Source organism: Flavobacterium nitrogenifigens (genome assembly GCF_003254565.1).
In the GTDB taxonomy this organism is placed as follows: domain Bacteria; phylum Bacteroidota; class Bacteroidia; order Flavobacteriales; family Flavobacteriaceae; genus Flavobacterium; species Flavobacterium nitrogenifigens.
Genome location: NZ_QJRI01000175.1, coordinates 140,730 through 165,330 on the forward strand (window position 1 = coordinate 140,730; position 24,601 = coordinate 165,330).

Consider the following 24,601-nt stretch of genomic DNA (forward strand, 5'->3'; position numbering starts at 1 on the left):
TTTTTTTAGGTGAGATTTTTATCTCTAAAATAAATAGTATTTTTAAGTATCCATTTAAAAATACTATTTATCCTAAATTTTAATGACTTCATCTAAAATAAAAATCCTTGCTATATCTGGCAGCACCAGAAATAACTCCAGTAACTTCAAAATTCTAAAATACATTTCAAATTACTTGAACCCCGCTTTTGAAGTGGAAATTTTTGAAGATTTAGAGCGTCTTCCGCATTTTAATCCAGATTTAGATACAGATAATCCTCCGCAAGAAATCACTTCATTTAGAAATAAAATTATAAATGCCGATGGCATTATCATCTGCACACCTGAATATGTGTTCAGTCTTCCCGGAAGTTTAAAAAATGCATTAGAGTGGTGCGTTTCAACAACTATCTTTTCAAACAAAAAAACGGGTCTTATTACAGCTTCCGCGTCTGGCGAAATGGGACACGAACAACTTTTATTGGTAATGAAAACAATCGAGGCTAAGTTTGATGACACAACGCAGCTTCTGATTCAAGGAGTGCGCGGAAAAGTTAACGCTGAAGGAGAAATCGTTTCGGAAGAAACTACAAAAGCACTTCAAAATTTTGCAGAAAACTTTAAGAATCAATTTTTATAATATATTTACTTTCTGAAATTTAAATCATTAAAATGATTAGCAGAAGAAACTTTATCGTAACCACAGGTCTTGCTGCAACTGCAGTTTTGGCTTCACCATCATTTGCACTTTCTATGAATAAAAAAGAAATAGGTTTACAGCTGTATACGCTTCGCGATGAACTTCCTAAAGATGTAAAAGGAACTTTAGAAAAAGTAGCAAAAGCAGGTTATACCACTGTCGAGACATACGGTTTTTCAATCAAAGATCAGTTTTGGGGATTAACGCCTCAAGAATTAAAAAAGATTTTAGATGATAATGGACTAAAAGCAGTTAGCGGGCATTACAATCTTGGAAGTTTCTTATATGACGGAAATACTACAGAATTAGTCGCTTCTATTGAAGCCGCAAAGATTCTTAAAAGTGAATTTTTGACTATTCCGTGGGTCGATGAACCTTTTAGAAGAAATATAGAAGATTATAAAAAGATTGCTTCCCGAGTAAACGAAGCTGCAAAAATGTGTAAAAAAGCAGGTTTGAAATTGGCTTATCATAATCATGATTTTGAGTTTAAAAAACATGATGGCGTTACGGGCTACGAAATTTTATTAAAGGAAACCGACAAAGATTTGGTTTATTTTGAATTGGATTTGTATTGGGTAATTCATTCTGGAAACGATCCATTAAAACTTTTCAAAGAAAATCCAGGCCGTTTCAAAATGTGGCATGTAAAAGATAAAGACAAGAAAAATAATGATTTAAATACTGAAGTGGGTTCTGGAATAATCGATTTTAAACCTTTCTTCGTGGCAGCAAAACAATCAGGAATGGTTCATTTTTTTGTAGAACAAGAAAATAATTTTGCTTCAAATTCTTTTGAATCGATAAAAATGAGCTATGATTTTATTTCGAAAAGTTTAGTCTAATTTCTGTTTATGAAGAAACTTCTTTTATTGGTATTTATAATTCTTTTGTCTTGTCAATCTGATAAAAAAGAAAAGACAAATTTAAAGATACAGTCGGTTCCACAGCAAATTTTACCGCCTCAACCTTATTTTGTAGATATTAAAGTTAATGATGTTAAACTTGGGAAACCCGCCTATGGCGATTGGTTGTTCTCTCATAAAGAAAAAGGACAAAGTTTCGAACAATTTGTTAGAACTAAACATGTTGTTCCGACCAAAGAAGAAAATATTATTTATTTGCAGCCTATTGGAAAATTTAATTTAATGCAAATAAAACAAATTGAATTAGTACGTCAGTATCTGCAAATATTTTTCCAGTTGGAAACCAAGGTTTTAGGGAGTGTTTCAAATGATATTATTCCGAATCATGCCAGACGAATGGGAGACGTTGGGCAAGAACAGTTTTTAGCGGGATGTATTTTAACCGATGTTTTAAAAGAAGAAAATCCTAGTAAAAGAATTGCTTTAATGGCAATAACTGAAAAAGATCTGTATCCAAAACCCGAATGGAATTATGTTTTTGGATTGGCATCATATAGAGATAAAATTGCAGTCAGTTCGATGTATAGAATGCAAAAAGAAGCCGATTTTAATTTAGGTTTAGAACGATTGCTGAAAATTTGTTCTCACGAAATAGGTCACATGTTTGGTTTGTATCATTGTATTGAAGCCAGTTGCGTTATGAATGGAACCAATAGTATGATAGAAACAGATTCGCATTCTATTAGATTGTGTTCTCTCTGTCAAAGAAAATTAAATTCGGGATTTAATTATGATAACGTAAAACGATTGAAAGAACTTAAAGAATACTTTAAAGAAAATAATCTGGATGAAGGATTAATGCTAATGGAAAAAGATTTTAAATCAATTAAAGAATAAAGTGGAAAATGGCAACAAGTAAAGAATTTATAAAAGGAGATGAAATCGAGTGGGAAGTGGTAGGAGAAGGAATAAAACGCAAAATTTTAGCTTTTGACGAAAGAGTAATGTTGGTAAACGTTCATTTTGAGAAAGGTGGAATCGGTACTTTACACGACCATTATCATTCTCAAGTTACATACATTGCAAGCGGAAAATTTGATGTCACAATCAGTGGTGTAACCCAGACTCTAAAAGAAGGCGATAGTTTTTATATTCCGCCTCACGCTGTTCATGGAGTTGTATGTTTGGAAACAGGTATGTTGACAGATGTTTTCAGTCCTGCACGAGAAGATTTTTTACAATATTAAAAATAAAAAATCAGTAAAAATCTGCGTTTTCGCGATAGCGAATCTGCATTATCCACGTTCTAAAAACAGACACGGATTAGACGGATTTGCTATCGCGAAAACGCGGATCTACGTAGATTTAATTTTAAAAAAAACTTAAATTATAGTTTAGCTTAAATATAGGTGGTATTTTTGCAGCATGAATTTATCTAAAACTAATGTACTGTTTATGGCAGTTTGCACTGGTCTTATAGTCGCAAATCTTTATTACTGCCAGCCTTTGATTGTTTTAATTGCCAACGAATTTAAAATTCCAGAAGAGAGTGCCGGAACGATAACCTATCTTACTCAGGCGGGTTACGCTATCGGATTGTTTTTTATGGTGCCGCTTGGCGATAAAATAGAACGAAAAAGGCAAATTTTGATGACTACTTTTGCTACTGTAATTGCCTTATTAATTGCGGCAACAGCCAAAAGTTTTCTTGTTTTACAAATTGCTTCCCTACTTATCGGAATCACTTCAATAGTACCGCAGCTTATATTGCCTTTGGCCGCTTCTTTGAGCGCGCCCGAACAAAGAGGGAAAGTTGTTGGAACTATTATGAGCGGACTTTTAGTCGGAATTTTGCTTTCGCGAACTTTAAGCGGTTTTATTGGTCAAGTGTTAGGTTGGAGATCCATGTTTTATATCGCTGCCGGAATCTGTCTTTTGATCTTTTTTGTAATTCAGAGCAAATTTCCACAGAACAAACCACAATTTCAAGGAACTTACGGACAACTGATCCAGTCACTGTTTACGCTTATAAAAACACAACCCGTTTTGCGCGAAGCAACAGCAATCAATGTTTTCAGTTTTGCTCAGTTTGGAGCTTTTTGGACCACAATGGTGCTTTTGCTTTCTGGCAAGCCATTCGATTTTAATAGTGCAACAATTGGTTTATTCGGAATTGTTGGTGCATCTGGAGCTTTAGCAGCACCTTTAGTAGGGAAATTGGGAGATAAAGGGAACTCTAGAATTGCAGTTGGTTATGGTATTTTATTGGTTTTAATCAGCTTTTTGATTTTTTATTTTTCAATAGAAAGTGTAATCGGAATCGCAATCGGAATTGTGTTTATTGATATCGGAATTCAAGGGGTTCACATTTCTAATCAAACTAGAGTTTATTCGTTATTGCCAGAAGCAAGAAACAGATTGAATACCGTATTTATGTCGCTGACATTTTTAGGAACAGCAGGGGGATCTGCATATGGTTTGTTATTATGGAAAATGGGCGGATGGCCGGCAGTAACAATTGGCTGTATGGTCTTATCGTTGCTATCATTAACCATTTATGGGCTTACTTATAAATCAAAATCTAAAAGACAGAAAGCACAAATTGATTAAGAAATTAATTGTAAATTTGCGTTCAATAAAAAAATAACAACAATGGAAAACGGAATATACGCTAAATTCAATACTAGCAAAGGTTCAATTTTAGTAAAATTGACACATGATTTAACACCGGGAACTGTAGGAAACTTTGTTGCTCTTGCAGAAGGAAATATGGAAAATAAAGTGAAACCTCAAGGACAAAAATTCTATGACGGATTAACTTTCCATAGAGTAATTGCAGATTTCATGATTCAAGGTGGTTGTCCAAAAGGAACTGGAACTGGAGATCCAGGTTACAAATTTGATGACGAATTTCACCCAAGCTTAAAACACGATCGTCCAGGAGTTTTGTCTATGGCAAACTCTGGTCCTGGAAGTAATGGTTCTCAATTTTTCATTACTCACGTTCCAACTCCTTGGTTAGATAACAAACACAGTGTTTTTGGACACGTTGTTGAAGGACAAGACGTTGTTGATGCTGTTGCTCAAGGTGACAATTTAGAGTCTGTTGAAATTATCAGAGTTGGAGAAGAAGCTCAAAAATGGAATGCAATTGAAGCGTTCATTGGTTTAAAAGGTGCTCGTCTTAAAAGAGAAGCAGCTTTAAAAGCGGAATCTGAAGCAAAAATGGAACAATTAGCTGCTGGTTTTGATAGAACAGAAAGCGGTTTACGTTATAAAATGATTCAAAAAGGTGAAGGTAAAAAAGCTGAAGCTGGAAAAACAGTTTCTGTTCATTACGAAGGATCTTTAGAAAACGGAAAAGTATTTGATTCTTCTTACCCACGTAAAAAACCAATCGAATTCAAATTAGGAATTGGACAAGTTATCGAAGGATGGGACGAAGGTATTGCTTTATTGCAAGTTGGAGACAAAGCTCGTTTTGTAATTCCATCTGATTTAGCTTACGGTCCGTCTGGTGCTGGAGGAGTTATTCCACCAAACGCTGTTTTAATTTTCGACGTTGAATTAATGGACGTAAAATAAGAGTTTAAAAGCAATTTAGTATTGTTTTAAATAATAATCCCATGCGCCGTGGCGTATGGGATTTTTTTATATTTACTTGAATTAAAAAAATACAAAACCAAGAAATGAAAAAAACGATTTTAAGTTTAATGGCTATCATGTTGTTTGCAGCGGCATGTGGCACAAAAAAAACGGCTGTTGCAGAAACTGCTCCTGCTGAGAAGGAAATTAAAGCAAAAGAATTAACACCTGAATTGGCAGCAGGTAAAAGCCTCTATGAGAACAGCTGTGCTAGATGTCATAAGCTTTATGAACCGAAAGCATATACAAAAACAGAATGGACACCGATTTTAGTAAAAATGGGTAAAAAAGCAAAATTAGACGAAACTCAAATGGCTTCAATTACCAGCTATATTGATTCGCAATTGTAATTTTGAGTTTGAGAAAAAGCATAAAAAAACTGTTCAATCGAACAGTTTTTTTATTTTCAAATAGATATAAAAAAAACACCGTCACAGAATGAGGTGTTTTAAAATTTAAGAATGATGTACCGCCGAATTATCTACAGCGATTACTTTTAAAGTTTTGATTCCAGCAGGTAATTCCCAATCAACTTCGTCATTTTCTTTAAAACCAATAATAGCAACACTTAAAGGTGCTAAAATTGAAATTTTAGATTGTTTTACATCTGCTGCAGAAGGTAAAACGATTTGAATTTTCATTTGTTTCTTAGCTTTTACATCTTCTATCGTTACAAATGAATTGATTCGAATTACCGAACTGTCCAATTCGCTTTCTTTACTAATTACAGCGCGATCTAATTCTTGCGAAAGCTGATTGGCTTCTTTAGTATTTGTTGAGTTTTTACTTTTTAAAATCAATTCTCTTAAAAATTGATAATCTGATTTACAGAAAGTGGGTGTTGGTTTCATATCTATATTGAATTTATTGTTATAAAATTTTAAATGTTTTTTTTCTCCTTAGAATAATTTACAAACGAAAAATTTCAGAATCTCAAAAGCGGCAGAATCGAAATGTTTAATCTGAAAAACAAAAAAATATCTGATCAAAAACTGATTTTTGTCAAATAATAGAAATGTTTAAGCTGATGTAAATCCTCCGTCAAAAAGAAGAAAAGTGAAGTAGACGGAGGCCTAAAAAATAAAGGCCTTATTATGCGAAATAATTACAGCAGGTAGCGGTTTTGCTAGGCAAAACGACTTTATAGAAGCTGTAAATGGTGTTTTATTTCCCATAAGGAGGATTAAATTGAGTTGCAAAGATACGTAATCTTTTTGAATTTAGTGAGGTTTTACTTCCATTTAATGCCACAGCCTAAACTTGGTTTCTGTGGTTCTTTTAAACTTCTGTTGTAGATTAAGGCATCAATTGCGCCTCTAAGATCGCTTCCGCTAAGAGGAATTCCGTTGCCAGGACGAGAATCGTCTAGCTGACCACGATAGAATAATTTGTCTTGATTATCAAATAAATAAAAGTCTGGAGTGCAAGCTGCCTGATAAGCTTTTGCGGTTTCCTGACTTTCATCGTACAGATAAGGAAAATCAATTTTGTTTTCCATTGCAAAGTCAGTCATTAATTCTGGACTGTCTTCAGGGTATTTAACAACGTCATTGCTGGAAATCGAGATTACTCCTAATCCTTGAACGCGATAATCATTTGCAATCATTACAATTTCTTTAATAACATGATGCACAAACGGACAATGGTTGCATATGAACATAACCAAAGTGCCTTTCGAACCTTTTAAATCTTCAAAAGAAAAAGTATTGTTCGAGTTGGTGTCTTTTAAATAAAAATCAGGAGCAATTGTTCCTAAAGGAAGCATTGTTGATTCTGTTCGTGCCATTTTATCTGAAATTTGATTCTCAAAAATAGCTTTAAAAATCTGTAAATAAAAGCGCACAAGAATAAAAAATACCCAAAGAAAGCAGTTAGCCTATTCAGCTTGCTTCTTTGGATATTTTTTTAAATTTTTATGAATTCAAAAACTCCAATAAGTCTTCATTTAGTTTTTCTCTATCGGTATAAAATAAACCATGTGGTGCTCCTTCATATTCGATATAAGTATTGTTTGCAATAGATTTTGCTGCTTTTCTAGAAGTAAGATCAATAGGTACAATTTTGTCGTCGTCGCCATGAATAATCAAGGTTGGAACTTTTATGAAATCCAATTCGTCCCTGAAATCAGTATAAGAAAAAGATTCTGCACATTTTAAAGTAGCTCTTGGAGAAGCCACAGAACATAAGTTTCTGTAATATTCTAATAATGGAGTGCTGATTGGTTTGTTAATAATATTGATGCCAAAAAATGTTTTTCCAAAATTATCTACAAACCCAATTCTGTCTTCTTTGATTGCCGTTGCTGTATTTTCGCTTTTCTCTTTCGGATGCCCGTCAGGATTGTCGTGAGTCTTTAAAAGAAACGGAATAATTGATGAAATCAAAGCTGCTTTAATAACATTTTTTCCGCCATGACGACTGAAATAACGAACTACTTCGCCACCGCCCATTGAAAAACCGACAAGAGTTACGTCTTCTAATTCTAATTGTTCGATAATTTCTTTAAGGTCATCTGTCAAAGTATCATAATCGTAACCATCCCAAGGCTGAGAAGATTTTCCGAAGCCTCGTCGGTCGTAGGCAATTACACGACAATTGTTTTGCACTAGATGATCAATCTGATATTCCCACATTTCATTCGAAAGTGGCCAGCCGTGAATTAGAATTACTGGTTTTCCTTGACCGTAATCCTTCACATAAAGCCTTACATTTTGAGCAGTTTCTATGTATTTATCTGTGTGAACCTGTTTTAAATTAGATTCAAAATCTTTAATTGACATGCATGCATTTGGTTCAATATGTTCCATGTTATATCTTTTTTCGTGAGTGTTTTTCGTTTTCTTCTCGTAAAATTAGATTTAAGAAAAAGAAAAAGGTTATAGAATTAGGCGCATTAATTACAAAATTTATAGGTTTGTAAATAATGCAATTTAAAAATGGATTTAACCTGGAACGAATTTGAACGCACTGATATGCGCGTTGGAACAATTATAGAAGTGAATGATTTTCCTGAAGCAAGAAAACCAGCTTATCAACTAACAATTGATTTTGGTTCAGAAATCGGAATTAGAAAATCATCTGCACAAATTACTAAAAGATATCAGAAAGAAGATTTAGTTAATCGTCAGATTGTGGCAGTTGTAAATTTCCCAAGAAAGCAAATCGGAAAATTTATGAGTGAATGCCTTGTTTTAGGAGCGGTAGGAGAGGAGGGAGACGTAATTTTATTGGCTCCTGATTTTAAGATTCCTAATGGACTGAGGATTGGATAGTTTTTATTCTTAGTTTTAACCGCAAAGAACGCAAAGGTTTACGCAAAGTTCACAAAATTAATAGCGCAAAGCTTTGCGAACTTTAACTGGTAAAAACTTCGCATAAAGCTTTGCGCTCTTTGCGTAACTCTTTGTGGTCTTTGCGGTTAAATTAAAGGTTTATCTTTTCAATTAACTTCTGTAATATCTCCTGTCCCTCTTCCCAATACTTTAAATCAGAATCAGAGTTAATGTGTCCTTGTTGACCAATATTTACAAAATCGCTTCCCCATTTTTCAGCGAAGAGTTTTTTTCTTTCAAAAGAAGCATAAGGATCATTTTCGCTCGCTACTACTACCGAAGGAAAAGGTAATTTATAAAGCGGAATTGGAGAAAAATTTCTTATGCATTCAGGTGTATGCTGAGGTGAATCAACATCTGCAGGAGCGACTAAAAAAGCCCCAATAATATTCGGATTATTGTATTTTTCTGCCCAATGCAAAACCAATGAAACTGCCAAACTGTGTGCCACTAAAATAGTGGGTTTGTCAAGTTTTAAGATGTTTTCATTTAATCTCTCAAGCCATTCTTCACGAATTGGTTCGTCCCAATTGTCTTGGACAACGCGAATTGAGTTTTCGAATTTTTTATGCCAAAAGGTTTGCCAGTGTTTCTCTCCAGAATCTCCAAGTCCTGGTATAATTAATAGTTGTGTCTCCATTGCCGTGGAATTTTTATTTAGTGATTTATTTTATTTACTCAGCGCAATTAATTTAACACATAGAAATATAGATTTTATAGACTAAAAAAGGCGCTATGCTTTGTTTAGTAAACATTAGCTATGCGTGAGAAATGTGTTTCTCTTTTTGTTCTTTGCTTATTTTTTAAAACTATGTTTCGATGTGTTTTATTTTTTAATTTATATTAAACTTATAGTTTTTTATTGTGTTCTTTTAAAATTCGGTTTACTTCATTAACTAAGAGCGGAAAACCAGGTTCTGTCATTCCGTGACCGTAACCGTCTAATTCGTACAATTTAGTCTGTGTATGTCCAACCAGTTTCATCATTCTGGCCATGTACGCGTTTTCTTCGTAACGCCCAAGCATTTCTAGTTCACGATCTCCAGTAATTAGTAGCATTGGCGGAGCATCAGCACGAACGTGGTATAAAGGAGCAAATTGGTCAATTGTTGGCTGTTTTTCGGGAATTCCGTTTTCTCTTCTAATTTCAAAATGCGTAATGCATTGACCGCTAAACGGAATAAGTCCAGCAATCTGATTTGAGTCAATGTTTTCTTTTTGAAGATATTTTTTATCCAAACCAATCATCATTCCTAAATATCCTCCAGCAGAATGTCCAGAAACGAAGATTAGGGATTTATCACCTCCGTAATTTGTAATGTTGTTGAAAGTCCAAGCAACAGCTACTGCAGCGTCTTCAATAGCTTTCTCAGCTTTTGCTTTTGGCGACAATCTGTAATTTACTCCAATAATGGCAAAACCCTTGTTTTTTAAAGCTTCTGGAATTTCTTTGTTTCCGCCGGTTAATCCACCACCGTGAAACCAAACGATTGTTGCGAATCCGGTTTTGTTTTTCGGATAGTAAATATCCAAAACACATCTTTCGTTGATGTATTTATCAGATTTATTTACAGCCGCACTATAATATTGGATATTGTTTTTCGTTTCATATTCTATATTCTGTGCAGAAAGAGAAATTCCAAAGAAGAAGAAACTAAGGAGAATAATTAATTTTTTCATTAGAAGTAAAATGTAATTTGTAAAATTATTTGAAGTAAAAAGTGCATGAATCGTACGTCTCACATTTTACAATTCACATCTCGAAACATAAATATATAAAAAAAGTCCAAAATGCATAACAAATTGGACTTCTACTTTATGTAGATGATTTTAGATTAAATATCGTCAAAATCAATATCTGTAAAACTAGATCTTTGGCTTTCAGTCTTTTCAGAGCTGTATTCTTTTTTAAAATCTTTTTGGTGTCTTTCAGAGATTACTTCTTCGCCTTTGTGGTTTAAAACATAAGAAGTCATTTCTTCTAATATTTCGGAGAAAGCACTAAAATCTTCTTTGTATAAATAGATTTTGTGTTTTTTGAAGTGAAAAGAACCATCTTCTTCAGTAAATTTTTTGCTTTCTGTAATCGTGATATAATAATCATCAGCTTTGGTAGCTCTCACATCAAAGAAATAAGTTCTTCTTCCTGCGCGTAATACTTTAGAAAAAATCTCTTCTTTTTCTAACATGTCATTTTCTCTCATAATACGTTCTATCATTTTTGGAATTAATAGTACTCAAAAATCATAAAAAATTATCTATTACGCAACAATTAAAGTAATTCTTTTTCCGAAAGTTGTTTTAAATATAACGATGCATAATAACCTTCTTGATTTATTAATTGATTATGAGAACCTTGTTGAATTATCTTACCATCTTCGAGTATAATAATTTTATCTGCATTCTTGGCAGATGATACTCGATGGCTCACAATTATAGTTGTTTTGTCTTTAGAAATTTCGAACAAATTATTCAAAATCATTTCTTCAGTTTCGGTATCAACAGCAGACAAACAATCGTCAAAAAGTAAAATTGCAGGGTTTTTAATAATTGCTCGTGCAATAGAAACACGCTGTTTTTGTCCGCCTGAAAGTGTAATTCCTCTTTCTCCTAAAACGGTGTCATACTGTTTGTTAAATGCAATAATGTTATCATGAACCACAGCGTTTTTAGCAGCTTTGATTACTTCTTCGTCAGTTGCATTCTGATTTCCGAATTTGATATTGTTTTTAATGGTATCAGAAAATAAGAAAGCATCCTGAGGCACAATTCCGATATTATTACGGAGATCATTTAAATTTAAAGTGCTGATTTCGTTTCCGTCAATTTTAACTTCACCTTCTGTAACATCATACAATCTTGAAATCAAAGAAAGAATAGTCGATTTCCCTGAGCCAGTTTTTCCGAGGATGGCCAATGTTTCTCCTTTTTTTACTGTAAAAGAAACATTTTTTAACGCTTCTATATTAGTATCATCATAAGTGAAAGAAACATTTTCGAAAGAGATATTTCCTTGAATTTCTGAAGTGTTTTCGTTGTTGTTTTTAATTTCTGGTTCGATTTTCAAGAATTCATTCAAACGTTTTTGAGAAGCTTCTGCTTCCTGAACCATAGAAGAAACCCATCCTAAAGAAGCAACCGGCCAAGTCAGCATGTTTACATATAATATAAACTCAGCAATGGTTCCGATATTAGGAATGCTTCCGTTAATGTACATTACACCTCCAAAATATATTACGACTAAATTACTGATTCCGATAAGAGCAATCATTAAAGGTCCAAATAAAGATTGTACTCTAGCAAGACTTAAACTCTTGCGTTTGCTCTCTTCTGCCAAATCAACCATATTATTTTGATGCTGATTTTCTAAAGAATACGCTTTTATTACTCGAATTCCAGAAAAGATTTCCTGAGTAAAACTCGACACTTTAGAAAGGTATTGCTGGAATGTGGTGCTTCGTTTATTAATTTCTGAACTTAATTTAAAAATACAATACGAAAGAATAGGTAAAGGCAGTATAGTATATAAGGTAAGCAACGGCGATACATTATACATATATAATATAACGATAGCAAAACGGATAGCTGTATTTATAGTATACATTACTGCTGGCCCGACATACATGCGTACTTTTGAAACATCTTCGCTAATACGGTTCATTAAATCTCCAGTTCTGTTTTGTTTGTAGAAATTCTGCGAAAGATTCTCATATTGTCTGAAAACTTCATTTTTTAAATCAAATTCAATATGGCGTGACATTACAATTAAAGTCTGGCGCATTAAAAATGTTAAAAAACCAGCAACGATAGTAGTTCCGATGATAAGTAGCACGTTATGAATGAGATCCTGACGAAAAGTTGCAATTACTATTTCTGATTTTTGTTCTGCAGCAGATAATTTATCAAAATTCTCAATAGCGTTTAACGACTTGCTAATCAGTTTTGGAGTAAATAAAGAAAATATTTGTGCGATTATGGTGATTAAAATACCGAGTGAAAAACTGTATTTATATTTAATGAAATATTTGTTTAAATAGCTTAATTCTTTCATTTTTTTAAGAAATATGATGTTGAATTGATTTGAATTTAAGAATTATTATTAAATAAAATTATAATAATTTGCGATTTAATCAAAACAATTATATTGTAAAATTGTTATTTTAAAGACAAAAAATTAGCGCATGTGTATTTTTTAATTATGTTTGAGATGTCTTTTTGACAAATTCATAATTTTAACCTAATTAATACTAGCGCTATGGATGCAACTTTCGCAACTGGAAAGGAACTTCAAAAAATGGATCCTGTTTTTGGTCAATTATCTTTTGACGATCACGAACAAATTGTATTTTGCAATGACAAAGATACAGGTTTAAAAGCAATTATTGGTATTCATAATTCGGTTATGGGGCCAGCTTTGGGAGGAACCAGAATGTGGAATTATAACACAGAATGGGAAGCTTTAAACGATGTTTTACGCCTTTCTAGAGGTATGACGTTTAAATCTGCTATTACTGGACTAAATATTGGTGGAGGTAAAGCTGTAATTATCGGTGATGCTAAAACTCAAAAAACACCTGAATTAATGCGTAAGTTTGGTGAATTTGTTCACTCACTTAGCGGAAGATATATTACTGCAGAAGATGTCGGAATGGAAACTAAAGACATGGATACAGTAAGAGACGTAACGCCTTATGTTACGGGTATTTCTGAAGAAAGAGGTGGTTCTGGAAACCCTTCTCCAATTACTGCTTATGGAGTTTATTTAGGTATGAAAGCGGCTGCTAAAAGTCAGTTTGGTACTGATGTTTTAGACGGTAAAAAAGTTTTGGTACAAGGAATTGGGCACGTAGGTGAAACTTTGGTTGAATATTTAACTAAAGAAGGAGCTCAGGTAACTATTTCTGATATTAACGAAGAAAAATTATTCCAAGTTGCTTCAAAATACAATGCAACAATTTATACTGGCGAAGATTTATATATTGCAGATGTTGATATCTATGCACCATGTGCAATGGGAGCAACAATCAACGATAATACAGTAGATAAAATTAAAGCTAAAGTTATTGCTGGTGCAGCAAACAATCAATTGGCAGATGAGAATGTTCACGGAGCAAGATTGCAAGAAAGAGGTATTTTATATGCTCCAGATTTCTTGATCAACGCTGGTGGAATCATCAATGTTTATGCTGAATTAGCTAACTACGGTAAAGCTGAAATCATGAGCAAAACTGAAAATATCTATAACACAACTTTAGAAATTATAGATTTTGCTGCTAAAAATAATATTACAACTCATAAAGCGGCACTTACAATTGCTCAAAACCGTATCGATCAAAGAAGAATCGAGAACGCTAAGAAGTAATTAAGTGTTCAGTGTTCACTTTCTTAAGTGTTCAGTCTTAAAGTCTCAGTTTGCAGTTTATTCTGTAACTGAGATTTTTTTTTGCGCATGTTTGGTACTGCTCACTAAACACTGATCATTAACCACTATAAATAGAGACTGACCACTAAATTCTGAAAACTGACCACTAAAATGACGACTTTTTTACGAATTAATTTTAAAATACGCCTTTAAAGTTATACTTTTGCAGACTAATTTTTAAATGTTCTTACAAGGTGGTAAATAGAAGACACATACGCGTTAAAGTAATGCAATCCATTTATGCAATGCACCAAAGCGGTTCTGATAACATGGAAAAAGAAGAGAAATTTCTTTTCTACAGCATTGACAATATTCAGGACTTATATCTTATAATGCTTTCTTCATTGATAGAAATTTGCAAAAAAGAAGCTGTCTATTTGCATCTGTCAAGTAAAAAACACCTTGCTACTGCAGCAGAACGTAATCCGAACGAAAAGTTCATCAAAAACAAAATCTTCCAACTTTTAGCGGAAAGTAATTCTCTTAGCATTGCTTTAGAAAATCGTAAGATCAATAACTGGTCTTTAAACGATGATTATATTATTTTGCTTTTAAATGATGTTAAAGCAAGCGATATCTACAAAAAATACATGAGCAATAACGTCAATACGTTTGAAGAAGACAGACAATTTATTATTGATTTGTTTGAAAATGTTATTGTGCCAAATGAAAAATTATACGAGTATTTAGAGGATGATAAATTAACTTGGGTTGATGATATTCCGGTTGTAAATACTCATATCGTTAAACAATTGAAAGCAATTAAAACAGAAGATCCAGACGATTTTAGAGTGCCTAAATTGTATAAAGATGTTGAAGATAAAGATTTTGCTAAAGATTTGTTTAGAAGAACAATTCTAAACGAAACGGCTTTTGCAAAAGAATACGAAGATAAAACGCCAAACTGGGACAGTGATCGTATTGCTGAAATTGATACCATTGTCTTAAAAATGGCAATTTGTGAGTTTATTAAATTTCCTTCAATTCCAGTAAAAGTAACTCTTAACGAATATTTAGAAATTGCAAAAGAGTATTCTACACCAAAAAGTAGTATTTTTATCAACGGAATTTTAGATAATTTGGTTAAGGAACTGACTGCCAATAAAAAGATGGTAAAAGTAGGAAGAGGGTTAATGTAAAAATTTGAATTTTCAATTTTTAAAATTACAAATTCCAACTGCTTTGTCTCTCTGAGCGAAGTCGAAGAGCTAAAAAAATATTAAATATAAATCAAAAACAAATTTAAATTATGGGACAATTAACTCAATTTGCGCCATTTCTTTTAATGTTTGTGGTAATCTATTTCTTCATGATTAGACCACAACAAAAAAGAGCTAAAAACGAAAAAGAATTTGAAAGCAGCCTAAAAGTAGGTGACAAAATAGTAACAAAAAGTGGTTTCCACGGTAAAATCGCTGAATTAGCAGAAACTACTGTTGTAATCGAAACGATGTCTGGAAAATTAAAATTAGAGCGTTCTGCTATCTCTTTAGAATTGAGCGCTGCTTTGAATAAGAAAGCATAAATTTTAAATTACAATATTGAAAATCCCAAACCAAATGGAGTTTGGGATTTTTTTTATGCCTTGTTTTGTCATCCTGACGAAGGAAGGATCACACTAGAAACTCCGCAAAGTATGGCAGAAAATCTTTGTCGATTTCCGCGTGTGATCCTTCCTTCGTCAGGATGACAAAAAAAAGAAAAACCTTTGTCAAAGTTTAAAACTTTGACAAAGGTTTTCGTATAGTTTTGGAATTTGGATTTTAAATATTGGAATTTAATTTACCTATATTTATCATTCAACCCAACATTAGCCAAAATCATCGGAATCACTTTTTCGATTCTAGAAAGTTTGGTTTTTTCCTGTTTAGCCGTTTCTATATATTCTAAAAACTCATATTGTTTATATGGTGAGAATTTTTCGAACGCTGATTTCAAATCTGGGTTTTTAGCCATTTCTGCATTTAGAAGTTCTGAAACTATCGCTTCTTTTTTTGTAGGTTTTATGACTTTACCTTGTTTTTCGTTTTCAATCGCTTCGTAAATATATTCTAAAACTTCTTTTTCGTTTACTTGATCTTTAGAAGTAAAACGCCATTGACGCAAAGATTTTGTGACTTCTTCTTGAGCGTTAATAAGTTTCTTTTTCTCATCTTTTAAGAAAACACCATTAAAAAACCATATTGCAAAATAATCTTTAAATCCGCCAAGGCCAATTACGTTTTTCTTCTCGTAAACATAAACTGGACCGCCCCATTTTGTGGTTTCCGTCAATTCGGTTTTATCAATGATCGATTTTAGGAAAAGCAATTCTTCTTCCCATTGATCACCGTATTTCCAAATGCCTTTATTTTCGGATTTTGATTCCATTATTTTCTTTTCTTAGATTTTTCTGGTGCGTCAAAAATTCCAGGAATTGCGGTTAATTCAGCAATTTTTACAATAACATCAGTTGCTTTTTGAATGCTTTCAGCTGGAACATATTCATATTTTCCGTGGAAATTATGTCCGCCCGCAAAAATGTTCGGACAAGGTAATCCCATAAACGATAATTGAGAACCGTCAGTTCCGCCGCGAATAGGTTTTATGATTGGTTTGATGTTTAATTCTCTCATTGCTTTTTCGGCAATGTCTACAATATATTTTACAGGTAGCACCTTTTCTTTCATATTGTAATATTGATCTTTAACTTGAGCAGTTACAATATCTTCGCCAAATTTCTTTGCGAATTTCTTGTTGAATTGTTTTGTCAGTTTATGAATCAATTCTTTACGTTTTTCGAATTTCTTTCTGTTGTGATCGCGAATAATTAGTTCTAAAACTGTTTCTTCGATATTTCCTTTGATGTGATGTACATGAAAGAACCCCTCATAACCTCTAGTTTCTTGAGGAGTTTCGCCTTTTGGAAGTTCGTTGATGAAATCATTTGCCAAAAGCATAGAATTGATCATTTTTCCTTTAGCATAACCTGGGTGCACGCTTTTTCCTTTAAAAGTGATTTTTGCTCCAGCAGCATTGAAATTTTCGTATTCTAATTCTCCAATCTGACTTCCATCCATGGTATAAGCCCATTGTGCTCCAAATTTTTCTACATCAAAATGATGTGCGCCACGACCAATTTCTTCATCTGGAGTAAAACCGATTCTGATTTTTCCGTGTTTAATTTCTGGATGTTGGATTAGGTATTCCATTGCCGAAACAATTTCTGTAATTCCAGCTTTATCATCAGCACCTAGCAGTGTTGTTCCGTCAGTTGTAATGATGGTTTGTCCTTTATATTGCAGTAAATCTTTAAAATAATCAGGAGATAAAACAATGTTTTTTTCAGCGTTTAGTACGATATCTTTTCCGTCGTAATTTTCAACGATTTGAGGTTTAACATTAGCTCCGCTAAAATCTGGAGAAGTATCAAAGTGAGATACAAAACCAATTGTTGGCACTTCGTGATCAACATTGCTCGGAAGCGTTGCCATGATATACGCTTTGTCATCTATAGTTACATCTTCAAGGCCAATTGCTTTTAGTTCGTCAACTAATTTATTGGCAAGATTCCATTGTTTTTGTGTACTTGGAGTTGTTTGTGAATTTGGATCCGATTCAGTATCAATTGTTACATAACTGATAAAACGATCTATGATATGTTGCATTTTTTTAGATTTTTAGCAAATATAGAAAAAAAAATCTGCTGCGAAATTTAGCTTTCAATATGTGAATTAATAAAAAAAGGGATTCGTTGTAGAATCCCTTTCTGGTATTTTAAGTTTGTTATTTACTTTTTACGCATCTAAAACCAACATGGTTTGCAGCAGATCTGATTTCGCCTTTTCCTCTTGTTCCGACCATATAACGAGTACAGTATTGATCGGTGCATAAGAACGAACCGCCACGGTGAACTCGTTTTATTTCAGATGGATCGCTAGGATCATAATAAGCACTCGGTCCCTGCGGATTTTTTGTCACTTTACCGCTTTCTGCTAATGATTTGTAATAATCTACGCTGTACCAATCGTTTACCCATTCCCATACATTTCCAGCGATATCATATAATCCGTATGCATTTGGAGCGTATTGTTTGGTTGGGGCAATTCCTTTAAATCCGTCTTCTCCAGTATCACCGTCTTTAATTGGAAAATGGCCTTGGTAGATGTTAGCTTGAAATTTTCCTTTTGGTTTTAAATCATTTCCCCAAGCGTATAAATTTCCAGTTTTTCCACCTCTTGCAGCAAATTCCCATTCAGCTTCAGTTGGAAGTCTTTTTCCAGCCCATTTTGCATAAGCCGCAGCATCTTCGTAAACAACATGTACAACAGGATATTTTTCTTTTCCTATAATGGTACTTTGTGGGCCTTCTGGATGTCTCCAATCTGCACCTGGTTCGTAACGCCACCATTGCAAGAAATTGTTCAAATTAACTGCTGATGGTGTAGGAGTGAAGACTACAGAACCTGTTACTAAATCTTCCTCGTTTGCTGTTGGAAATTCCTCTTTAGTTGGTTTTTGTTCAGCAACCGTAACATAACCTGTAGCTTTTACAAATTTTTCAAATTCTTCATTAGTTACTTCAGTTTCATCCATATAATATCCATCTACATAAACTCTATGAATTGGAGCTGCATCTTTTGTCACGCCTTTAATGCTGCATAGACTTTCATCTTCAACATTAGTTCCCATAGAAAATTCGCCACCAGGAATCCAAACCATGCCTTTAGGGGCTTTTTCTGCTGGTTTAAATTTATTTTCAACAGTTGGCTTGAATTCAGATTCTGCATTGCTTGGAATTTCATGACATTCTGCAACTGTTTTTTCTGCTTTTTCTTCCTTATTTGTAAATCTAGTATAGCTGTAAGCGATTGAAATAATGGATAATGTGAGTAACGCAAAAATCCAAAAGGTTTTGTTTTTCATGGTTTATTTATTTGAGCTTATAATGGTTATCAATAGCGGGCATAAAATTAGCAAAATTACTTTTATAACTATAGTAATTTTATAGAATTAATAAAATTAAATTATTCTTTCTCAACCGAAACTACTTCGTACTTGTTTTTTCCATCAATCTGTACGGGCTGATAATAGGTTTCTCCAAATTTTACATATTTAGCATCACCAATCGTCACTTCTTCTCCGCCTTCAGGTAAATTATCTACTATTGTTCCTGCTGTAGGAGCAACTACAGTGTATTTCCCGCCATCTTTTTCATAATAGGTTCCGCCATAATAGTAATTGTTTACCGTTCCGGTATTTACCGTTTCTGCTCCACTCGGAATATTATTTACAGTACCTCCAACTGGTGCAGGAACTGCTGTATAACCGTCATTGGTCGAGGTATACCAAACTCCCTGATCGTAGTGATACTTTTCGTTCTGCACGCTTACAATAATTGCTGTAGTTGCTAGAGTTGCTACGAAAAATCCCCATGGATGCCAAACTGGTCCCCAGTAAAAAGGTACATAAGGACGTGGATAATAGGGATGATAGCAATTATATCTGTAACCGCCATACACATAAGGTGGACGTGTATATGGTCTATATCCTGGACGAACTACTGTATTTCGATTGTTGCGAACATGAACACTATTGTTAACATTAATATTGACATTATTTCTATTTCTGTTTACGGTATTGCCGCTTATGTTGGTGTTTCTATTGCCTACATTGTTTCGATTGACAGTATTATTTCGATTGCCAGTATTGTTTCTATTTACAGTGTTGTTTCTGTTAGAATTGTTTGCAGGTCTGGCTATTTGAGTGCCAGAATTGTTGGCTCCTGGTCTAGTCGCTGCAGCAGGTCTAGCTGTACTTGGTCTTGACACATTTGGTCTAGATTGTGTAGCAGGTCTAGCTTGACGAGTATGTGTAGCTGCTCCGCCACCGCCTCTGTTAAATCCACCGCCACCTCCGCCACCTCGATGACGCTGCGCTAAGCTGTCAACAGAAATAAACAAAAAAGCTCCGGTTAAACACATTAAAAGTGCCAGTTTTTTTACTGTTTTGGATATGTTTTTCATATTCGGAAATTTATGTGATTTAAAGTTATGAAAAAAAAGGTTCGATTTGTGTTAATGATTTAAAAGTTTGAATTATAATGATATATCCCATTGTATTCTAAATCGCCACCCTTGTTCTAATGGAAGCGTTTTGTCTTGAAAACTGAAATAAGTCACCTCTGAAGTTAGCTTGTTTTTATGACCTTTAAAAAACCAGTTAAAAGCCAGTGTAGATTCTTCTTGTCTATTTTCTTTTATAGAATTGTCGGGTCTATAACCTGCATGACGTCCCGCCATTTCTAATTGTTTAGGCCACCAATGAAAAATATTATGGAAGAAATATCCAGCTTGAACATAATAGCCTTTCATTACTGTCATATCATTATTATTGTATTTGTCAATGATTTCTTTGGTATGCCATTCACTTTGCCAAGAAAAACCTCGATACATAAAAGCACTCTCTAAGTTCCATTGATTAACTCTATATTGACCCGGTAATCCATCTTCAAACCCATCTAAAGAACCTCCTCCAGCTTGAGAAAATCGCGTGTAAGGGCTTCGGTTTGTCACAGCAGAAAAGGCAATAATTGGAGTTGGTTTTTCATGAAATTCTAAATCGCAACCTTCAAATTCAAGCGATCTGCCGAGGAAATTCCATTGTGCTCTTCCAAAATACATTAAGTGATTATCATCGTTTGAAGTGCTTCCTCTTCCGGTTCCAGTAAGAGCTGCAAACCAATAATTAAAATCGGCAATTCCGGCTCCTTTTAAATGACCATAAACTTCGGCTCCTAATTGTCGGTCAACGGTAAAAGGGCGGTTGATTAAGGATCGATCTACCATTTGCTGTTCCCCGCTGCTAATAAAGCGTTCGCGGGTAAATTCTGTTTTCCATTGTCCCACTTTAAAACTTAGAAAGTCCCATTTTTCGATCATTAATCTAAAGTCAAGTAAATTGGACTGACTTAATTCGTATTCCCAATAATATTTAAGCCAAGGTTCAAAAGCATGACCGCCAATTTTTAATCTGGCACGGTTTATTTTGAAAGTCGTTTTGGCATCTTGGCTATAATCATCGTAAGTCAATGGATCTGTATCATTTGGTGTTGAAAAGCGAAACTGAAGACGGCTTGCTAGTTGAAACAGAAATTTTTTGTCTCGGGTTTCGAGCTCAATTCCTTTACTGCCATAACGAACATTCATTAGTTTGGTAGTGTCTTTTTCTTGTTGCGAAAATCCTTTAAAACCAACCAACAAAAGGAAAATAAAGAGTAGGTGTCTAGAAATACGATTTGATTTATTTGAGCTGCGCATAAGATCAATAGGTTTATAAATTATTTTCCTCCAAAGTTTTTTGCAATTCCTAAACCGATTCCCCAGCTGTCATAGGCATTCCATTTAAAGTCGTAACTCACAGTGCCAAAAACTTCCCATCCTTTAGGGAGTTCGTAGCCATATTCTACACCAGCTCGGGTTAAGAAAAAATCTTCTTCTTTGGCAAATTCACCTCCAAAACCTAGAAGAAAACTCCAATGCTCATTTGGTTTGTAAATTCCCATAAGGGCAGGAGCAATAGGATAACTTCTTTCTACGGTTTCTTTATCTTCTTCACTAGCGTATACTTTTTCGACTTTATATTTTTCCATAATAAAATCAGTATGAAGACCAATAGCCCATTTTTCATGAAACTGAAATGTATAATCTATCCCCCAAGCAGGAAGAGTTAAAGTTTCACGATTTCCTTCGTCATCACGGCCTTCAAAAACATGAACATGATTGATGGAAATGCCTATTTGATGGTGCGGTTTGAATTTTTTTTCTTCGTTTTCCTGAGCTGAAATTTTGTTTTGAATGATTAAGTACAAAAGAGCTGTTAGAAAAAGTGTTTTTTTAAGATGGCTTGTACTAGTCATTGTGATTTAGTTTTTAATCTTTAATAAAAAAGAGGTATTTTATTTACTTTTTTTAGTATATAAATACCTCTTTAATTTTATTTTTCTATAAGACTACTCGCTTTTCATAATTCTTAAAGCTTCTTTATTAAGATCTTCATAGCTTTGTTCGCTAATATCAACACCAACACCTAAGATTTCTCCACCTTTAAAAGTACCTGGTGATTTGTATTGATGACTTACGGCGTCCCCACTATCGAATCCTACACAAAGACCATCACCAGAAAGTGTGAATTTACCTGGTTGCGTTTTCATAGGGCCTTTGGCTACTTCTTTGCCGTCAATGTATAAATGACCTGTACCAATTTGTTCTCCGTTTTTACCAGTACTTTCTCTTACAAACTCAAATCCTAAGGCATGTTTACCAGGAGTTAAGGTAGCCGATGAAACAAAAGTTTGTTCTGGCTGAATTCCTAAGAAATTATAAACATAGTATAATTTATTGTCTTTGATGAATAAAGAGTGTCCTCCAAAGCGAGATCCGTGAGCAAAAACTACTCCTGAAGCTCCCGATTTAATATCTACATCACCTACAATTTTGTATGAACGACCACGTACGTTTACTGCTACACCTTCTGGTACAGCAGCAGTTCCAGGGTAGTAAATGTAACGAGTTTTTGGTTTTTCTTGAGAAGGACGTTCCGTGCTTAATAATTCCATAGGAGAACGGTCGTCTAGAGGTAAAACTAAATTTTTAGCAGCTTCGTCAAACCAAGCATCTTTAAGTTCTTTTAATTTTTCAGGGTACTTTTTAGCCAAATTGTTTGACTCAGCTCTGTCCACATCTACATTGTACAATTCCCATTCGTCTTTGTCAAAGTTACTTTTACCCGTAAGTGGTACGTGTACAGCAACTGCTTTCCAACCGTCTTTCCAAATGGCACGAGTCCCCAACATTGTATAGTACTGTATGTGTTTTTGAGTAGGAGCATCTGGTTTAGCATCAAACGAGTATTTCATTGAAACTCCAGATAATGGATATTGATCTACGCCATTATATTTAGTAGGCATTTCTAAACCACAGATGTCTAAAATTGTTGGTACGATGTCAGTAGAATGGTGGTATTGATTACGGATTTCGCCTCTGGCTTTAATTCCTTTTGGCCATGAAATTACTAATGCATCACAAGTTCCTCCTGCATAATTACTGTAGCGTTTAAACATTTTGTAAGGAGCAGAGAAAGCCGCCGCCCAACCAGTAGGATAATGCTCGTAAGTATCTGGGCCTCCTAGTTTATCTAAATATTTTAAATTTTCAGATAATTCATCAGGATAACCGTTAAAGAATTTGTTTTCGTTTACAGATCCAGATGGAGAACCTTCACCCGAAGCACCATTATCGGCAGCATAAAGAACCACAGTATTTTCTAACTGACCTGTTTTTTCTAAATACTCAATAACACGTCCTACTTGAGCATCAGTGTATTCAGAGAAACCGGCATATACTTCGGCTAGTTTTGAGAATAATTTTTTCTCATCAGCACTTAGTGTATTCCAAGGTTTTACATAATCACCAGGATTAGCAATGTTAGGAGGTAAGAAATTGAAATCGGTGTTTTTAGTTCCTTTAGGTACAATTCCTTTAGCAATCATGCGAGGTAATACCCATTCGCGATAAGCATCGTAACCAGCATCAAATTTCCCTTTGTATTTAGCAATGTACTCTTCTGGTGCATGGTGTGGTGCATGGTTCGCTCCAGGGCAATACCACATATACCATGGTTTAGAAGGGTTGGTGGCTTTTTGGTCTTTGATGTATTCAATGGCTTTATCGGCTAAATCTTTAGATAAGTGATAGCCCTCTTCAGGAGTATAAGGTGCCTCAATAAAGTGGTTGTCTTCTATTAAATCAGGGTACCATTGGTTGGTTTCGCCTCCTATGAATCCGTAATAGCGGTCAAAGCCCATTTGGGTTGGCCATTGTGCTTTGGAACCTCCAGAAGAAACGTCTTGTTCCGGTACGTTGTGGTTTTTTCCAATCCAGAAAGTACTCCATCCTGCTTGTTGTAATACTTGACCAATAGTAGCACACTGAGCTGGGATTTGTCCGTTTGCTCCGGGATAACCATCTGTAGTTTCGGTGATGGATGCCATACCGTTTAAGTGGTGGTTACGACCAGTTAATAAAGTAGAACGAGTTGGCGAACATAATGCTGTAGTATGCCATTGGGTGTAGGTAATACCATTGTCCGCTAATTTTTGTAGTGTTGGCATGTTTATGGCTCCTCCATAAGGAGACCAGGCAGCCTGTCCTGTGTCATCGTATAAGATAAACAATACGTTTGGCGCACCTTCTGGAGCTGATTTTTTAGTGTAGGGTTTCCAGTCTGGTTTTGAATTTCTAATATCAAGTTCGATGACACCATGGAAATTTTCTTTAGTTACTTTCTGAGGGTCTGCCTGAGCGGCTAATTTCGAGGTTAAGCCTAATGAAAGGCAAAATAGTAGTGTGAAAATACTTTTCAGAATGAATTGTTTGCTGACTTTCATGATTTAAGTTATTAATTATTATTGATCTTGTGCGGGGCACTTTGTTGAACTTTTGGGTATAAAAAATAATCTGAAAAAAATGGAATTTTTAGTCTTCTCTGAATTGAAATATTTTTACTGGCTTATAGTTTTTAAAATTTTGAAATGTAATCACTCAAATTTAAATATTATAAGCTTGGAAGGATATTTTCAACAGATTTAAGTGGTTTCATTTTATAATTTGCAACATAA

25 protein-coding genes are annotated in these 24,601 nt (G+C 34.3%); 11 read left to right on the top strand and 14 right to left on the bottom strand.

Annotated elements, in window-relative coordinates:
* Window positions 1–82 precede the first annotated feature (82 nt).
* From DM397_RS12675 to DM397_RS12705, 7 genes are all read left to right on the top strand, one after another.
* On the top strand, window positions 83–619 hold the full coding sequence (locus DM397_RS12675; protein ID WP_111377888.1) for an NADPH-dependent FMN reductase: 537 nt from the start codon (window positions 83–85) through the stop codon (window positions 617–619).
* A 32-nt stretch (window positions 620–651) separates the two neighbouring features.
* On the top strand, window positions 652–1,524 hold the full coding sequence (locus DM397_RS12680) for a sugar phosphate isomerase/epimerase family protein (protein ID WP_111377889.1): 873 nt from the start codon (window positions 652–654) through the stop codon (window positions 1,522–1,524).
* 9 nt (window positions 1,525–1,533) lie between these two features.
* Complete coding sequence (locus tag DM397_RS12685; RefSeq protein ID WP_111377890.1) at window positions 1,534–2,442, top strand: Zn-dependent protease; 909 nt, start codon at window positions 1,534–1,536, stop codon at window positions 2,440–2,442.
* Window positions 2,443–2,450: 8 nt separating this feature from the next.
* A complete protein-coding gene (locus DM397_RS12690) occupies window positions 2,451–2,792 on the top strand; it encodes a cupin domain-containing protein (RefSeq protein WP_111377891.1) in 342 nt (113 codons plus the stop codon).
* Window positions 2,793–3,000: 208 nt separating this feature from the next.
* A complete protein-coding gene (locus DM397_RS12695) occupies window positions 3,001–4,155 on the top strand; it encodes an MFS transporter (protein ID WP_239457848.1) in 1,155 nt (384 codons plus the stop codon).
* A 42-nt stretch (window positions 4,156–4,197) separates the two neighbouring features.
* Complete coding sequence (locus DM397_RS12700; RefSeq protein WP_111377893.1) at window positions 4,198–5,130, top strand: peptidylprolyl isomerase; 933 nt, start codon at window positions 4,198–4,200, stop codon at window positions 5,128–5,130.
* 104 nt (window positions 5,131–5,234) lie between these two features.
* Window positions 5,235–5,540, top strand: a complete 306-nt coding sequence (locus DM397_RS12705; RefSeq protein ID WP_111377894.1) for a cytochrome c — start codon at window positions 5,235–5,237, stop codon at window positions 5,538–5,540.
* A gap of 105 nt (window positions 5,541–5,645) precedes the next feature.
* Here DM397_RS12705 and DM397_RS12710 read toward each other — a convergent pair whose 3' ends face one another.
* From DM397_RS12710 to DM397_RS12720, 3 genes are all read right to left on the bottom strand, one after another.
* A complete protein-coding gene (locus DM397_RS12710; protein WP_095931379.1) occupies window positions 5,646–6,041 on the bottom strand; it encodes a GreA/GreB family elongation factor in 396 nt (131 codons plus the stop codon).
* Between the two features lie 380 nt (window positions 6,042–6,421).
* Window positions 6,422–6,976, bottom strand: coding sequence for a thioredoxin family protein (locus tag DM397_RS12715; RefSeq protein WP_111377992.1), 555 nt, complete (start codon window positions 6,974–6,976; stop codon window positions 6,422–6,424).
* A gap of 127 nt (window positions 6,977–7,103) precedes the next feature.
* Window positions 7,104–7,997: an alpha/beta fold hydrolase gene (locus DM397_RS12720; RefSeq protein ID WP_111377895.1), complete on the bottom strand. Its 894-nt coding sequence runs from the start codon at window positions 7,995–7,997 to the stop codon at window positions 7,104–7,106.
* Between the two features lie 129 nt (window positions 7,998–8,126).
* On the opposite strand from DM397_RS12720, the gene DM397_RS12725 reads away from it, so the two are divergent.
* Entirely contained in the window at window positions 8,127–8,462 is a 336-nt protein-coding gene (locus DM397_RS12725) for a tRNA-binding protein (RefSeq protein ID WP_095931381.1), read from the top strand.
* A 151-nt stretch (window positions 8,463–8,613) separates the two neighbouring features.
* Here DM397_RS12725 and DM397_RS12730 read toward each other — a convergent pair whose 3' ends face one another.
* From DM397_RS12730 to DM397_RS12745, 4 genes are all read right to left on the bottom strand, one after another.
* A complete protein-coding gene (locus DM397_RS12730) occupies window positions 8,614–9,162 on the bottom strand; it encodes an RBBP9/YdeN family alpha/beta hydrolase (protein ID WP_111377896.1) in 549 nt (182 codons plus the stop codon).
* Between the two features lie 209 nt (window positions 9,163–9,371).
* Entirely contained in the window at window positions 9,372–10,202 is an 831-nt protein-coding gene (locus DM397_RS12735; RefSeq protein WP_111377897.1) for an alpha/beta hydrolase, read from the bottom strand.
* Window positions 10,203–10,357: 155 nt separating this feature from the next.
* On the bottom strand, window positions 10,358–10,726 hold the full coding sequence (locus DM397_RS12740; protein WP_008462177.1) for a PUR family DNA/RNA-binding protein: 369 nt from the start codon (window positions 10,724–10,726) through the stop codon (window positions 10,358–10,360).
* A 68-nt stretch (window positions 10,727–10,794) separates the two neighbouring features.
* The gene (locus tag DM397_RS12745) at window positions 10,795–12,573 is read right to left on the bottom strand and encodes an ABC transporter ATP-binding protein (protein ID WP_111377898.1); all 1,779 of its coding nucleotides are present in this window, start codon (window positions 12,571–12,573) and stop codon (window positions 10,795–10,797) included.
* A gap of 204 nt (window positions 12,574–12,777) precedes the next feature.
* On the opposite strand from DM397_RS12745, the gene DM397_RS12750 reads away from it, so the two are divergent.
* From DM397_RS12750 to yajC, 3 genes are all read left to right on the top strand, one after another.
* Window positions 12,778–13,884 carry a Glu/Leu/Phe/Val family dehydrogenase gene (locus DM397_RS12750; protein WP_111377899.1) on the top strand — a complete coding sequence of 369 codons (1,107 nt, stop codon included), beginning with the start codon at window positions 12,778–12,780 and terminating at the stop codon, window positions 13,882–13,884.
* A gap of 287 nt (window positions 13,885–14,171) precedes the next feature.
* Window positions 14,172–15,083, top strand: a complete 912-nt coding sequence (nusB, locus tag DM397_RS12755) for a transcription antitermination factor NusB (RefSeq protein WP_111377993.1) — start codon at window positions 14,172–14,174, stop codon at window positions 15,081–15,083.
* A gap of 110 nt (window positions 15,084–15,193) precedes the next feature.
* Entirely contained in the window at window positions 15,194–15,469 is a 276-nt protein-coding gene (gene yajC / locus DM397_RS12760; protein WP_053471036.1) for a preprotein translocase subunit YajC, read from the top strand.
* Window positions 15,470–15,726: 257 nt separating this feature from the next.
* On the opposite strand, the gene DM397_RS12765 is transcribed toward yajC, so the two are convergent.
* From DM397_RS12765 to DM397_RS12795, 7 genes are all read right to left on the bottom strand, one after another.
* Complete coding sequence (locus DM397_RS12765) at window positions 15,727–16,314, bottom strand: YdeI/OmpD-associated family protein (protein WP_111377900.1); 588 nt, start codon at window positions 16,312–16,314, stop codon at window positions 15,727–15,729.
* The gene (pepT, locus tag DM397_RS12770) at window positions 16,314–17,591 is read right to left on the bottom strand and encodes a peptidase T (protein ID WP_111377901.1); all 1,278 of its coding nucleotides are present in this window, start codon (window positions 17,589–17,591) and stop codon (window positions 16,314–16,316) included. Before pepT ends, DM397_RS12765 begins: the two co-directional genes overlap by 1 nt.
* 118 nt (window positions 17,592–17,709) lie before the next feature.
* On the bottom strand, window positions 17,710–18,849 hold the full coding sequence (locus DM397_RS12775; RefSeq protein ID WP_111377902.1) for a formylglycine-generating enzyme family protein: 1,140 nt from the start codon (window positions 18,847–18,849) through the stop codon (window positions 17,710–17,712).
* 101 nt (window positions 18,850–18,950) lie between these two features.
* Window positions 18,951–19,949 carry a DUF6515 family protein gene (locus DM397_RS12780; RefSeq protein WP_111377903.1) on the bottom strand — a complete coding sequence of 333 codons (999 nt, stop codon included), beginning with the start codon at window positions 19,947–19,949 and terminating at the stop codon, window positions 18,951–18,953.
* 72 nt (window positions 19,950–20,021) lie between these two features.
* On the bottom strand, window positions 20,022–21,242 hold the full coding sequence (locus DM397_RS12785) for an OprO/OprP family phosphate-selective porin (protein ID WP_111377904.1): 1,221 nt from the start codon (window positions 21,240–21,242) through the stop codon (window positions 20,022–20,024).
* 20 nt (window positions 21,243–21,262) lie between these two features.
* Entirely contained in the window at window positions 21,263–21,841 is a 579-nt protein-coding gene (locus tag DM397_RS12790) for a hypothetical protein (RefSeq protein ID WP_111377905.1), read from the bottom strand.
* 93 nt (window positions 21,842–21,934) lie between these two features.
* Window positions 21,935–24,370: an arylsulfatase gene (locus DM397_RS12795; RefSeq protein ID WP_111377906.1), complete on the bottom strand. Its 2,436-nt coding sequence runs from the start codon at window positions 24,368–24,370 to the stop codon at window positions 21,935–21,937.
* Window positions 24,371–24,601: the final 231 nt, after the last annotated feature.